We start from the raw sequence: 13,661 nt of genomic DNA on the forward strand, positions 1-13,661 counted from the left end.
CCGGGAATGCGTTACGGGAAAACCAGCATACCGCAGCGCTTGTCCGTAGCGATATCAGTAAGTACACTGAATGTCATTCAGTGTACGGAATGATCGATCGTGCTTCCGTACGCGACGACAAACCTATCCCCAAGGAGACGCACGGTGTTTCTCAAGAATGCCTGGTATGTGGCGTGTACGCCCGACGAGATTGCGCAGAAGCCGCTCGGCCGCACCATCTGCGGCGAGTCCATCGTCTTTTACCGCGCGGCAGGCGGCAAGGTGGCGGCGCTGGAGGACTTTTGCCCGCATCGCGGCGCACCGCTTTCGCTGGGCTTCGTGCGCGACGGCACGCTCGTGTGCGGCTATCACGGCCTGGAAATGGGCTGCCAGGGCAAGGCCACCGGCATGCCGGGACAACGCGTGAACGGCTTTCCGGCCGTGCGCAGCTTCCCCGTCATCGAGCGTTATGGCTTCATCTGGGTGTGGCCGGGCGACGCGGCCGCCGCCGATCCCGCAGCGCTGCATCCGCTGCCCTGGGCCGAAGATCCCAACTGGGCCTATGGCGGCGGCCTGTATCACATCCGCTGCGATTACCGCCTGATGATCGACAATCTGATGGACCTCACGCACGAGACCTACGTGCACGCGAGCAGCATCGGCCAGAAGGAAATTGACGAAGCGCCGCCAAAAACCACCAGCGAGGGCAACGAAGTCGTCACGAGCCGCTTTATGGAAAACGTCATGCCGCCGCCGTTCTGGCGCATGGCGCTGCGCGGCAACGGTCTCGCCGACGACGTACCGGTCGACCGCTGGCAGATCTGCCGCTTCTCGCCGCCCAGCCACGTGATGATCGAAGTGGGCGTGGCACACGCGGGGCATGGCGGCTATCACGCACCGGCGGAATACAAGGCCTCGTCCATCGTGGTCGATTTCATTACGCCCGAAACCGAATCGTCGATCTGGTATTTCTGGGGCATGGCGCGCAATTTCCAGCCCGGCGACGCCGCGCTGACCGATCAGATTCGCGAAGGCCAGGGCAAGATTTTCTCCGAGGATCTGGAAATGCTGGAGCGCCAGCAACGCAATCTCGAAGCATGGCCGCAGCGCACACTGCTTAAACTGAATATCGATGCCGGCGGCGTACTCTCGCGCAAGGTCATCGACCGGATGCTCGCAGCAGAACGCAGCACGTCTGCTGTTACGGAGGCATGATGGCAGGCACCACGCTCGATGTTACGGTTTCGCGCAAGTGGCAAGAAGCTCAGGATATCTACGGATTCGAGTTCACTCACGCCGATGGCAACGCCCTGCCGCCCTTCAGCGCGGGCGCGCATATTGACGTGCATTTGCCCGATGGCCTGATTCGCCAGTATTCGCTGTGCAACGATCCTGGCAGCACGCATCACTATCGTATTGCCGTGCTGCGCGACGCGAATGGCCGCGGCGGTTCGCGCGCGATTCACGACAAGGTCAATCAGGGCGACACGATCAGGATCAGCGCGCCGCGCAATCATTTCGCGCTCGCGCACGCCGCGCCCCATCATCTGCTGATTGCGGGCGGTATCGGCATTACGCCGATCCTCTGCATGGCGGAGCATCTGATTCGCGCGGGCGAAAAATTCGATCTGCACTATTGCGCGCGTTCGCGTGAGCGCGCGGCTTTTGTCGAGCCGGTAACGGCGTCGCCATTTGGCAATCGCACAGCGCTCTATTTCGACGATGAAACGCACGCGCCGCGCTTCGATATCGCGGCCACGCTGGCGAATGCGCCAGCGGAAAGCCACCTCTATGTCTGCGGCCCGCGCGGCTTCATGGATGCCGTGCTCGCCGAGGCGCGGCGGCAGCAGTGGGACGAAACACGCCTGCACTACGAGTTTTTTGGCGGCATCGTCGAACAGTCGTCCGCCGATGCCGCGTTTCAGGTGCGTATCGCCAGCAGCGGCGCAACGATCGACGTGCCCACGGGATGCACGGTAATCGAAGCGCTCGCCGCCAATGGCGTGGATGTGTTGACGTCATGCGAGCAAGGCGTGTGCGGCACCTGTATCACGCGCGTGATCGAGGGCCGCCCCGATCATCGCGACGCTTATCTCACCGACGAAGAAAAAGCCGCTGGCGATCAATTCCTGCCTTGCTGCTCGCGCTCGCACACGCCGTTGCTCGTACTCGATCTTTAAACGCTCAGGCGTTCAAACGTTCAGGCAGCGCTCGCCAGCATCGCGTGCAGCAACACGTTGGCGCCGGCTTCGGCCCACTCGGGAGTGATCGCTTCCGCTTCGTTATGGCTCAAACCATCGACGCACGGAATAAAGATCATGCCCGTGGGGGCGACGCGTGCGAGATAACACGCGTCGTGGCCCGCGCCGGAAACGATCTCGGCATTCGGCAAACCGAGATCGTTGGCGGCGCGGCGCACCGCTTCGATGCACTCGGGTGCAAACGGCACGGGCGCGTAGTTGAAGATCTGCTCGATCGTGTGACCGAGCTGCGCCTCTTGCGCGACGCGTGCCAGTTCGGCACGCAGTTTCGCGTCCATTTCCGCCAATACTTCGGACTCCGGATGACGAAACTCCACCGTAAAGAAGCAGCGCCCCGGCACGGTATTGCGCGAATTCGGCTTCGCCTCGATCATGCCGACGGTCGCGCGGCCGTGCGGTGCATAGCTGCGGCCCAGCGCCTCGACGAACCCGATCATGCGCGCCGCACCCACCAGTGCATCGCGGCGCAGATCCATCGGCGTCGTGCCCGCATGAGCGTCCACGCCGACGAGTTCGACCTCGTACCAACGCTGCCCCTGTCCCGCAGTCACGACGCCAATGGTCTTGCCGCTGCGTTCCAGAATCGCGCCTTGTTCGATATGCAGTTCATAGGCCGCGTGAACCGGCGTGCCGCCCACCGGCTCCTCGCCCGCATAGCCGATATGCGCAAGCGCCTCGCCGATCGTCGTACCCGAAGCATCCGTGCGCGAGAGCCCGTATTCGAGCGGATAAACGCCCGCATAAACGCCTGAAGCGATCATCGCCGGAGCAAAGCGCGAGCCTTCCTCATTGGTCCAGATCACGACTTCGAGCGGATGCTCCGTTTCCACGCCTGCGTCGTTGAGCGTGCGCACGACTTCGAGGCCGCCCAGCACGCCGTAAATGCCGTCGTAGCGACCGCCCGTGGGCTGCGTATCGGCATGCGAGCCGGTCAGCACGGGCGCGGCGTGCGGATTGCGGCCCGCACGGCGCGCAAAAACATTGCCCATGCGATCCACACGAATCGCGCAACCCGCTTCGCGCGCCCATTGCACGAACAGATCGCGGCCTTCGCGATCGAGTTCGGTGAGCGCGAGGCGGCACACGCCGCCTTTTTCCGTCGCGCCAATCTGCGCCATGCGCTCCAGCGATTCCCACAGGCGCGCGCCATTCACGCGCAGCGCAGCCTGCGCCGTTTCAAACTGCTCAGACATCGCCATTCCCCGCATTCGTTTCGCGCATCCGATAGCGGAAATCGCAGCGCTTGCCGCCCTGCATGATCGTGCTCGTGCGCGTGAGTTCGACGCGCGGATCGTAACCCGCGATGAATTCGCTATCGCGCGCGCAACTCAGCAGATGGCCGATCTCGCCCAGCCCCATCGCGTGATACATCTCCGCATAGCTGCAACGATGCACGTTGTAATCATAGGCATCGGCGTCGGCGCGCAGCGTTTCGACGTCGAGCGCATCGTCCTTTTCCCAGAGCACCTGCAGCGCGACGAACGAAGCGATGCTCGTGCCATTCGGCTCGCGCGCGGCGAATTCACGGCCCGCATCGACGGCCGCGCCGCGCACGGCTTCGGCAATCACGGCAGCGGCACATTCTGCGCCGAAGTCGCGCTTGAGAATCTCGTAGATCGGCTTGATGATTTCCGCCTCGATACGGCGGCGCTCCAGAATGCCGAGCGTCACACCATTCACGCCTTCGGTTTGTTCCGCGTGCGTTTCGTGTTGTTGCGTCATGATCGTCTCCTCGTCACTCAGTGCGCGGCCGCTTTGGGTTTGGCCTGGGCCTGGGTTTGGGATTTTTCCCCGCCGCCGAGCACGTCCACCACGGCCCACTTGCCGTCGCGCACCTGATAGATCGTGTACGCCGGATCTTTGAGGTTGCCCTGCGCATCGAACGCAATGGTGCCCGTCACGCCGTCACGGCGAATCGTGTGCAGCGTCGCGACGATCTTCTTCGGATCGGTCGAATTAGCCTGCTGCGTGGCCGCAATAATCGTAGCGGCCGCGTCGTAGGCGAACGGCGCGTGCAGTTCGATCGGCGCATGCCAGCGCGCGCGATACTGCGCGTCGAATGCCGGACCGCCAGGCATGCGATCGAGCGGACGGCCCGGTTCGAGCGCCGTCACGCCTTCGCCCGCGGGACCGGCAAGCTTGAGGAAAGTCTGGCTCACGAAACCGCCCGCGCCCAGCAACGGCGCCTGAATATGCAACTGACGCATACGGCGCACGAGCGGCGCGGCTTCTACGTCGATACCGCCCAGAAAGATCAGATCGGGGCGCTTGCCCTTGATTTCCGTGAGCACGCCGCTGAAATCGATGGTCTTGTCGGTCACATATTGATGATCGATCACCGCGCCGCCATTGGCCTGCACGCCCTTGATGAACTGATTCGCAAGCCCTGCGCCAAACGCCGTCTGATCGTCGATCACGACAATACGCTTCGCATTGAGCGTTTTCACCGCATAAGCGCCGGTGTAGGCGCCGCTATCGTCGTCGTGACCCATGATGCGGAACGACGTGTCGAAGCCTTGCAGCGTGTATTGATGCCCCGTCGAAGCCGGTGCGATCTGCGCGATGCCCGCATCGTGATAGACGCGCGCGGCCGGCACGCTGCAACCCGTATTCCAGTGGCCCACCACGCCAATCACATGGCGATCGACGAGTTGCTGCGCGACGGTCACGGCCGTACGCGGGTCCGATTGATCGTCGGCGCTCGCGAGCTTGTAGGTCACGGGCTTGCCGCCGATGGTGGGATGCTTCGCGTTGGCGTCGTCGATGGCGAGTTGCGCGCCGTTTTCCAGATCCTTGCCGATACGGGCGGAGCCGCCGGTCAGCGGTGCGGCGAGACCGATCAGCACGACCTGTTCGTCCTGGGCTTGCGCCGCACCCGCAACGAGTGTTGCGGCCAGCGCGACGGCGGTCAACAGCAGAGCTTTCTTTTTCATGTTCGTGAGTATGCGTGCAATGTGGGAACGGAGAGGCACTTGCTGCGCCGCCCTCGAATGATGAAAAAGATTACGGTTTGATGCGTAACAGCCTAAATGATCTTTAGTTCGATCATTATTCCCGCACGACAATATGCGCCATAACGCCATGATTTATCGATATAAATTCAATCACCACCGGAAGCCAGGCTGTTCGATATAATTCGACACATGAATAAAATTCAGCATATCCCCGATGATCCGCCCCTGCGCGCAGTGCGTGCCTTCGAGGCCTTCGCGCGGCATGGATCGGTGGCGGCGGCGGCGCGCGAGCTCGACATCACGCCTTCGGCTGTGAGCCATCAGCTGCAATTGCTGGAGTCATTCGTGCAGACACCGCTCACGGTTCGCAGCGGCCGCGCGCTCGTGCTCACCGACGAAGGCCGCGATTACTACCGCTCGATCAGCGCGGCTTTCTCGGTGCTGCGCAGCGCGACAGGCTTCGTGCGCGAGCGCTCCGCGCGCCGACAGATCACGATCAGCCTGATTCCGCTCTTCGGCATGGGCTGGTTCATTCCGCGCCTGCATGACTTTCTCGGCGCCAATGAAGACGTCGATGTCACCGTGCTCTACGCGAATCACCGCAATTACCGCAGCGATGCCGCCGATCTGTCGATTCGCTTCGGCACCGGCGACTGGATCGGCTATACGAGTACGCCGCTGCTCTCCGGCGCGGTGGTGCCAGTGTGCACGCCGCGTTTTCTGCGCCGCTACGGGCCGCTGCGCAAGCCCGCCGATCTCGCGGGCGTGCCGCTCGTACACGACGAAGATCGCAGTGCGTGGATGAACTGGCTGCAAAGCGCGGGCGCAAAGCACGTCACACGCACCGAGGGCCCGCTTTTCGAAGACGGTCAATTGACCTTGAGCGCCGCGTTGGCCGATCTGGGCGCCGCGCTGCTGCGTGCGCCATTGATTTCGCGCGAACTGGCTTCAGGCGCGTTGCAGAAGTTGTTCGATCAGGAACTCGACGATGGGCGTCACTATTATCTGTGCTGGCGCGCCGACGCGGAAATGCCGGACGGCGCGCAGCGGCTCGCGCAATGGCTGCTGGAATCGGCTAAAAGCAGCTGATTTCGCATGAGCATGCGCGCGAGCGAATCAATCAGAAGCGGTGACGCATCCCCATCGCCACCACAACCTGATTGCTGTTCGACGAAGGCGTGAGCGTATAAACCGACGCATCGAATGCCGCAATATTGCGCCCGCCGCTGACGCTCTGGTACACGCCTTCCAGATAGAGATCGGTACGCGGCGTCACCGATTTATCGATCTGCGCCACCACCTGATTCCATTTGGGGCGCGCGGAAGCGGCGCCTGCATCGAAGCGTGCCTGGGTATACGTATAAGCCGCCGATACATAAAGCGAAGGCGTCACCGCGTAACGGCCATCGATCGAGTAGTTATCGAAGATCAGCGTATTGCCTTTGAGCGAAGCAATCTTGCCGCCCTGATAAATGCCCGTCACGTCGTCTGTGGCCGAATGCGTCCAGCTCACGCCCACCGAATGCGGGCCGAACGCATAGCGCGCGCCCACGGCCACGATCAACTGATCGCCGCCCGTGACGGTCGCGGAACCGTCGGTCGTGCTCACGGCGCCATCGGGATTGGCCACGTGGCCGTCGCGATTGATCTTGAGGAATGCAGCACCGGCCTTGAACGGACCATTCGCGTAAGACAGCCCCGCGCTATACGCGGCGTTATTGCCGAAGCTGCCTGGCGTATTCGAAAAGCCGTACATCGCGCCCGTCGTGAAGCCGCGATACGTTTCGCTCGTATAGCGCACGGCGTTATTGATGCGGATATTCTGGATCGAATCGTCGTTATCATAGGGATGCATCGCCAGATTGCCGCCCCAGCCCGAACCGGCCGCGCCCAACGGCGTGACGAAGGTCAGAATGAAATCGTACTGGCGGCCCATCGTAAACGTGCCGTAACCGTTCTTGCGCAAGCCCACGTAGGCCTGACGCCCGAATAGATTGCCGCCGTTGCTGGTTTTGCCGTTGACGGAAGAAAAGCCGCTTTCCAGCATGAAAATCGCCGATGTACCGCCGCCCAGATCCTCGCTACCACGCAACCCCCAACGCGACGCGCTGAGATTGCCGCTGTTCATCGACACATTGCCGCTACCTGGCGAACCAGCGCCATTCGTACGCTGATTGTTTACATAGGATATCGAAGCATCGATCAAACCGTACAGCGTGATGCTGCTCTGTGCGTGCGCAGCACCGGCGCTGAGGCCGCCGATCCAGGCGGCGCAGGCGGAAAGGACTTTCCTGTTCATCATGTTCTGGTCTTGCGGGGGTAAAGGCCGCGCGCGCAAACTCACTCGCGGCATCGCTCGCCCGTATTGTTGTTGGAAAGGCGGCGCGCGCAGGGACCGTGCGCGCATAAGGTCGCGATTGTCGGCGCAGCTTGCGAGATGATTAATACGATGCGCGCGAAAGTACCTTTCCTCGAACGGGGGTTAATCGCGCTGAAATGAGAAAAGCCAGGCGGTCTATCGCCTGGCTGGTCGAGAGTTTTTGGGAAATACCGCTATCAGATATTGCTATCGAGGCCACGATCGGCGTCGCGCGCCAGGCTGCGCTCCGCACGCGTATCCAGTGACAGGCAAGCCACCCAATAGACACTCGCGGACACCACCAGGCCAATCACCATACCCATGTCGATATTGCCGAGCATACGCGCCAGCGGGCCAATATAGAAGCCCGTCGACGAAAACGGCAGCATCGCGGCAAAGCCAATGAAATAGGCGCTCAGACCACGCCAGTTCCATCGCCCATACATGCCTCGCGGATTGAAAATCTCGCGCACGGAATATTCCGTTTTGCGGACAAAGTAAAAGTCGACCAGATTGATCGCCGTCCAGGGCGTGAACAGATAGAGCAGAACGCCAAGGAAATCGCCGAATTTCGCCATAAAGTCGCCGGAAGCGGCGAGAGCAATCGCGGTTGCCACGACGGCAACGACAATCAGGCTGACACAACGCGCGCGAACCGTTGGCTTCGACAATTTCAGCGAATCCGCAATACTCATGAGCGTCAGCGACGCACCGTAGAAGTTGAGACTCGCCATCGTCACGAGCGTGGCCACGGACAGCACCAGCGTCAACCCGCCGAGGCCCGGGTAAATGGCATCGCCCACCTGCTTCACCGCTGCGCCAATATCGGTCTTCACATGAATGGCCGCAGCCGCCGCGCCAATCAGCATCATCCACGCGCCGCCGATGAATGCGCCCAGATAGGTCCACCAGAACGAAGCTCGTACGCCAACATTGGCCGGCATGTAGCGCGAATAGTCGGATACATAGATCGCCCAGCTCAACTGATAAGCGGCAGCAGCGAAAAACTGCACAAAGAACGGCACGCTGCGAAACCCGCTCACGCTGAACATGGCCGCATCGAAATGCACCGTCGTCACAATACCGATGGAAAGGATCGACAACACGACGACCATCATCACCGCCAGCCATTGCTGCGCCTGATGAATCCAGTCATGACCGAGGAATGCCACGGCCAGCGATAGCACGGTGAACGCAATCAGCCCGACATGTGCGTCGATATGCAGAAGATGATGCAGCGAATCTCCCGCCAGCACCTGATTGAATGCGTTATAGCCGACGTAGGTAACAAGCGCGACGACCCACACCAGCAACGCGCCCATATACCCGAATTGCGGCCTCGATTGAATCATCTGCGGCAGACCGAGTTGCGGCCCTTGCGTCGAGTGGAACGCCATGAAGAAAGTCCCGAACGCCGCGCCGAGCACCGCCGCAATCGCGGTCCAGAGCAGATTCGATCCCATCGCCCCGCCCAGCGCGCCGACGGCCAGCGTGGCGATCTGCGTCGATCCGGAAAACCAGATCGTGCCGAGTTGCCAGATTTTCCCGTGACGCTCGGCGTGCGGAATATAGTCGATCGACCGACGCTCGACTCCCAGGCGCGGCTTCGTGGGCTCCGCGACCACCGTAGAGCTGCTGTGTTGCATCACTGTCTCCAAGAGTTTTAATTGTCGCGGGGGTCAGCGGCGCGCCACCCGCTCGCGCGAACTACGTGTTCAGGCGACCCGTTCCTCGTCGTCGCGAACCAATGCGATGTTTCGCGCATTCGCCCAGTCTTCGCGAATCATGTCGCTTGCGCGCTCGGCGATCATCAAGGTGGGGGAATTCGTGTTGCCCGAGGTAATCGTCGGCATGATCGAGGCGTCGACTACGCGCAGACCCGTGACGCCAATCACGCGCAAGCGCGAATCGACCACCGCGTCGCTGTCTTCGATTCGCCCCATGCGGCAGGTGCCGACCGGATGAAAGATCGTCGTGCCCACATTGCCGGCAGCGCGCTGCAACTCTTCTTCGCTCTGGAATTCAAGGCCCGGCAGCACTTCGCGCGGATGGAACGGCGCCAATGCGGGCGCCGCCGCGATCCGTCGTGTGAGGCGCAGCGCATCGGCCGCGACCTTGCGGTCGAGTTCGGTGGAGAGATAATTCGGCGCGATGCGCGGCGGCGCAAAAGAATCGGCCGATACAGCATGAATGCTGCCGCGCGACGTGGGACGCAACTGGCAAACCGATGCTGTAATCGCATCGAACCCGTGCAGCGGCTCGCCGAATCGGTCCAGAGAAAGCGGTTGCACGTGATACTGCACATCGGGACGATTCGCGCTGCCGAAGCGGGTGGACGTGAAAATGCCCAATTGCGACGGCGACATGGCCATCGGACCGCTGCGGTCCAGCGCGTATTGCAGCCCGATACGCAATTTGCCCCACCAGGACGCGCTCAAGGTATTGAGCGTAGTCGCGCCGTCGATGCGAAACACCATGCGCAATTGCAAATGGTCCTGGAGATTTTCGCCAACGCCAAGTCGCGCGGCACGCACCGGAATGCCCAATGCCGCCAGCCGGTCCGGGTCGCCGATGCCCGACAATTCAAGCAGCTTCGGCGAATTGACGGCACCCGCGCATGAAATCACTTCGCGCCGCGCGGTGGCTTGCATCGGCACGCCATCGACGGTGACTTCGACACCCACGCAGTGCTTACCGTCGAATTTCAGGCGCTCAGTTTGAGCCAGCGTGACGACCGTGAGATTGTTTCGATGCGCGGCTGGCCGGAGAAATGCCTTTGACGTATTCCAGCGAATGCCGCGACGTTGATTGACATCGAAGTAGCCCACGCCGTTGTTATCGCCCCCGTTGAAATCCACCGTCGCGGGTATGCCGCTCTGCTGCGCCGCTTGCGAAAAGACTTCGAGTATCGGCCAGCGCAGGCGCTGTTTCTCGACGCGCCAGGGACCGCCCGCGCCATGCAACTCACTCGCGCCGCCGTGGTAATCCTCGCTGCGGCGGAAAACCGGCAGGACCGATTCCCAGCGCCAGCCCGCGTCGCCGGTTATGTGCGCCCATTCGTCGTAATCTTCGCGCTGGCCGCGCATATAAATCATGCCGTTGATCGACGAACAGCCACCCAGCACGCGGCCGCGCGGATAACTGAGCGAGCGGCCATTCAGGCCCTGCTCGTCTTCCGTGCGGAATTTCCAGTCGGTGCGCGGATTGCCAATACAGTACAGATAGCCTACTGGCACATGAATCCAGTGATAGTTGTCTTTTCCGCCCGCTTCGAGCAGCAGCACGGATACCCTGGCGTCTTCGCTAAGGCGGTTGGCCAGCGCACATCCCGCAGTCCCGCCGCCGATCACGATAAAGTCGAAATCGCCGAGTGATTGCCGTTTCGATATCATTTCATTTTGCATAACTGACGATGTAGTAGATCTGAATCGATTGAACCGGAAGCCGATCAGCTCGGCAGATACTCTTTCGACCAGCTCACGCCAATCGCGCCACGGTCGATCAGCGAATCGATCAGGCCTTCGGAATAACCGAGCGAGCGCATGATCGTGCGCGTCGAAGCGCCGAATTTTTCTGCGGGCGCCGGTGCGCGAACGGGCGCATTGGCGGGTCGAACGGCAACGGGATCGAGCTGGGTCACACGATGTCCGCTGGGATGCGACTCGTAGACGCTGAACGCATAGCTGCCGCGATCGATGCCGGGTTCGCCGTCGGCGGGACGGCTGGCGCTGCGGCGCAGATTGTCCAGGTTGTCTGGCACGGCGGCCGCGATATTGGCGGCTTGCAGCCGGGTTTGCCAGTTTGCGGCCGAATCCGCTGCGAGCGCGTGGGCGAGAAAATCGGCCGGAGCTGGCGAACCGGCAATGCCGTGCAGACCTTCGATACCGTCGAGCCGTTCGACTTCGCTTTCATCGGTATGCACGTAGATCCAGCCGTCGGCCGCGCGGAAGAATCGCGACAGCGGCCCGAATCCCGTAGCCTCGCGTCCCGACGGCTCGTCGAACGGCGCGCGGCCAGCGTAGTCGTAGCAGAACGGAATCTGCACCAGGTTGCCGAGCGCGGCCAGCGACGTCCGTGCGCGGCCACCCGCGCCGGTACGGGCCTTGCGGTACAACGCGGCGGCCACGCCCAGCGCCGCTGCAAAGCCGCACATCACGTCGATGGTGCCGACATGCGCGTGCTCTTCCGGCGTCGCCATGCCGCCGCCAAAACGCACCATGATGCCCGTGCAGGCCTGGATCAGATCGTCGTAGCCGAGATAGTCCGTTCGCGGGCCGCGCCTGGGGCCGCCGAAACAATCTAGCTGACAAAACACCACACCCGGATTCAATGCACGCAGACTGGCTTCGTCCAGACCCAGCGGCGCGAGTTGCCGGTCGGGCGCATTCATCACGATCACGTCGACCGAACGGGCTAGCGTCTGGAACACCTGCCGCCCTTCGTCCTTACCGAGATCGACCAACATGCTTTGCTTGCCGCGCGCGGACGACATGCCGAAGACCACCGTATTCCACGGATCGTAATTCGGCGTAACGGGGTCCAGTTTGATGACTTCCGCGCCGAAGCGGCCGAGGAAAGACGTCGAATGCGGACCGGCGATCACGTTGGTCAGATCGAGGACGCGCACGCCGTCGAGCCAGCCGCCGACGTCATCGCGAGGACTGACCGCTCGCGCCGGGCGCGCCGTGGCGTCGAGCGCAGCGAGGGCTTCGGCAGCGGACACCGCGCAGCGCGGCGCCGGCGCGAGCATCGCTTCAGCGCTGTCTTCGAGCCAGGCAACCGGGCCCGGCTGCTTAATCGTGCCGAATTCGGGATCATGCGCCTCCAGCACGAGACCGGCGGCATTCGCGTGATCGTCATGCAACCACTCCTGCGTGCTGCGGTGCGCGGCGCCCGGAAAGCCACCTTCGCCAAAAATGCGCTCCCACTCGGCGGCTGTTTTCGTGAGGAACACCGCTTTCATACGCGCGGCGATGCGAGCCGCCCAATGCGCCGGTAGCGGATACACGCCCAGCGACGCATCGCCTTCCCACTCCGCTACGGGGCGATAGCAATCTGCGACCGTCGGCAGTCCGGCCTCGATCATTTCTTCGTAAAGGCCCATCGCTATCAGGCAACGTTTGGCGTGCGCGTTGTGCGACGGACAAACCGCATAGAACTTGCGCCCATCGGCACATTCATAAGTGCGGTAAAACGGATCGAGATATTCCTGCAATGCCTCGTATGAAAGATCCATCGGCAATCCTGCGGCGCGGCGGCGCTCGACTTCTTTTTCGCGCAGCGTTTTATAGCGCTGCGGATAGTCGTCGATCTTGATCGAGTTGTACGAAAGCCCTTCCAGAACCGCCGACGAAAGCGGGACTTCAATGCCGTCGCCGCGCCCCGTACGTTCGCGGGCCTGCAGCGCCAGCACGACGGAAGCGACGCCCAGCATCGTGCCGTACGACGAAGCCAGCGGCAGCGGCGAAAAGCTCGGGTTAATCCCCATCAGCACACGGTTCTGTCCCATGTCGGTGAAGACGCCGGACGCCGATGCGATGATCGGCTCGAACGCGCGCCATTCGCGGCGCAAGACGTCGTTGCTGGCGAAGCCCGGCAGGGAAAGCGTGATCAGGTCGGCACGCGCCGCGCGCAGATCGGCGAAGCGGATGCCAAGCCGGTCGAGCACGCCTGGACGGAAGTTCTCGATCACGATGTCGGCGCGTTCGATCAACGCGAGCGCATCGGCGCGGCCCCCGGCGGTCTTCAGATCGAGCTGGACCGTGAGCTTGTTGCGATTGAGTACGGCATTGGCGGGACTATCCCAGAGCGGGCCGCCGGGCGGATCGATATGAATCACCTTCGCGCCGAGATCCGCGAGTATCATCGCGACCGCCGGCCCGGCGATGTATTGGCCGAAGTCGACCACGTTGACGCCGCTCAGCGGGCGCTTGTCTTGTGCTTCCGTCATCTCCGTCCTGCCTCCAGCACAGCGGCGCGTGGCCGTCTGCGGCTCGTCGTGTTATGGGCTGGCGGCGCCGCGCAGCGATCGGTGCAGCGATCAGGCGGCGCGCCCGGAGCAGACTTTCGGCTAGAGCGGGGCGGCGGTAAAACGATAAAAAAAACGAC

Annotated in this window: 10 protein-coding genes; 3 read left to right on the plus strand and 7 right to left on the minus strand. The window is 62.3% G+C overall.

The features are described 5' to 3' along the window. Nucleotides 1-144: 144 nt before the first annotated feature. On the plus strand, nt 145-1,194 hold the full coding sequence (locus U5A67_RS13535) for an aromatic ring-hydroxylating dioxygenase subunit alpha (protein WP_321814749.1): 1,050 nt from the start codon (nt 145-147) through the stop codon (nt 1,192-1,194). Beyond that, nucleotides 1,194-2,159: a PDR/VanB family oxidoreductase gene (locus U5A67_RS13540; protein WP_321814748.1), complete on the plus strand. Its 966-nt coding sequence runs from the start codon at nt 1,194-1,196 to the stop codon at nt 2,157-2,159. The genes U5A67_RS13535 and U5A67_RS13540 overlap by 1 nt, the downstream gene beginning before the upstream one ends. Nucleotides 2,160-2,179: 20 nt before the next feature. Here the strand turns inward: U5A67_RS13540 and U5A67_RS13545 are convergent, their stop codons facing one another. Genes U5A67_RS13545 through U5A67_RS13555 form a run of 3 tightly spaced genes read right to left on the minus strand, consistent with a single transcriptional unit; the run spans nt 2,180 to nt 5,173 of the window. Next, nucleotides 2,180-3,433, minus strand: a complete 1,254-nt coding sequence (locus tag U5A67_RS13545; RefSeq protein WP_321814747.1) for a Zn-dependent hydrolase — start codon at nt 3,431-3,433, stop codon at nt 2,180-2,182. Further along, nucleotides 3,426-3,962 (minus strand): L-2-amino-thiazoline-4-carboxylic acid hydrolase, encoded by a 537-nt coding sequence (locus tag U5A67_RS13550; protein WP_321814746.1) that lies wholly within the window; start codon nt 3,960-3,962, stop codon nt 3,426-3,428. Before U5A67_RS13550 ends, U5A67_RS13545 begins: the two co-directional genes overlap by 8 nt. A gap of 17 nt (nt 3,963-3,979) precedes the next feature. Then, nucleotides 3,980-5,173, minus strand: a complete 1,194-nt coding sequence (locus tag U5A67_RS13555; protein ID WP_321814745.1) for a branched-chain amino acid ABC transporter substrate-binding protein — start codon at nt 5,171-5,173, stop codon at nt 3,980-3,982. A 210-nt stretch (nt 5,174-5,383) separates the two neighbouring features. On the opposite strand from U5A67_RS13555, the gene U5A67_RS13560 reads away from it, so the two are divergent. Next, nucleotides 5,384-6,283 (plus strand): LysR substrate-binding domain-containing protein, encoded by a 900-nt coding sequence (locus U5A67_RS13560; protein ID WP_321814744.1) that lies wholly within the window; start codon nt 5,384-5,386, stop codon nt 6,281-6,283. Nucleotides 6,284-6,314: 31 nt separating this feature from the next. Here U5A67_RS13560 and U5A67_RS13565 read toward each other — a convergent pair whose 3' ends face one another. From U5A67_RS13565 to U5A67_RS13580, 4 genes are all read right to left on the minus strand, one after another. Continuing rightward, on the minus strand, nt 6,315-7,496 hold the full coding sequence (locus U5A67_RS13565) for a porin (protein WP_415767826.1): 1,182 nt from the start codon (nt 7,494-7,496) through the stop codon (nt 6,315-6,317). A gap of 254 nt (nt 7,497-7,750) precedes the next feature. Beyond that, nucleotides 7,751-9,199 carry a cytosine permease gene (locus U5A67_RS13570; RefSeq protein ID WP_321814743.1) on the minus strand — a complete coding sequence of 483 codons (1,449 nt, stop codon included), beginning with the start codon at nt 9,197-9,199 and terminating at the stop codon, nt 7,751-7,753. A 69-nt stretch (nt 9,200-9,268) separates the two neighbouring features. Beyond that, nucleotides 9,269-10,945, minus strand: a complete 1,677-nt coding sequence (locus U5A67_RS13575) for a GMC family oxidoreductase (protein WP_321814742.1) — start codon at nt 10,943-10,945, stop codon at nt 9,269-9,271. A gap of 56 nt (nt 10,946-11,001) precedes the next feature. Continuing rightward, a complete protein-coding gene (locus U5A67_RS13580; protein ID WP_321814741.1) occupies nt 11,002-13,503 on the minus strand; it encodes a CoA transferase in 2,502 nt (833 codons plus the stop codon). Nucleotides 13,504-13,661 lie beyond the last annotated feature (158 nt).

It is taken from the genome of Paraburkholderia sp. J69-1 (genome assembly GCF_905220255.1).
In the GTDB taxonomy this organism is placed as follows: Bacteria; Pseudomonadota; Gammaproteobacteria; order Burkholderiales; family Burkholderiaceae; genus Paraburkholderia.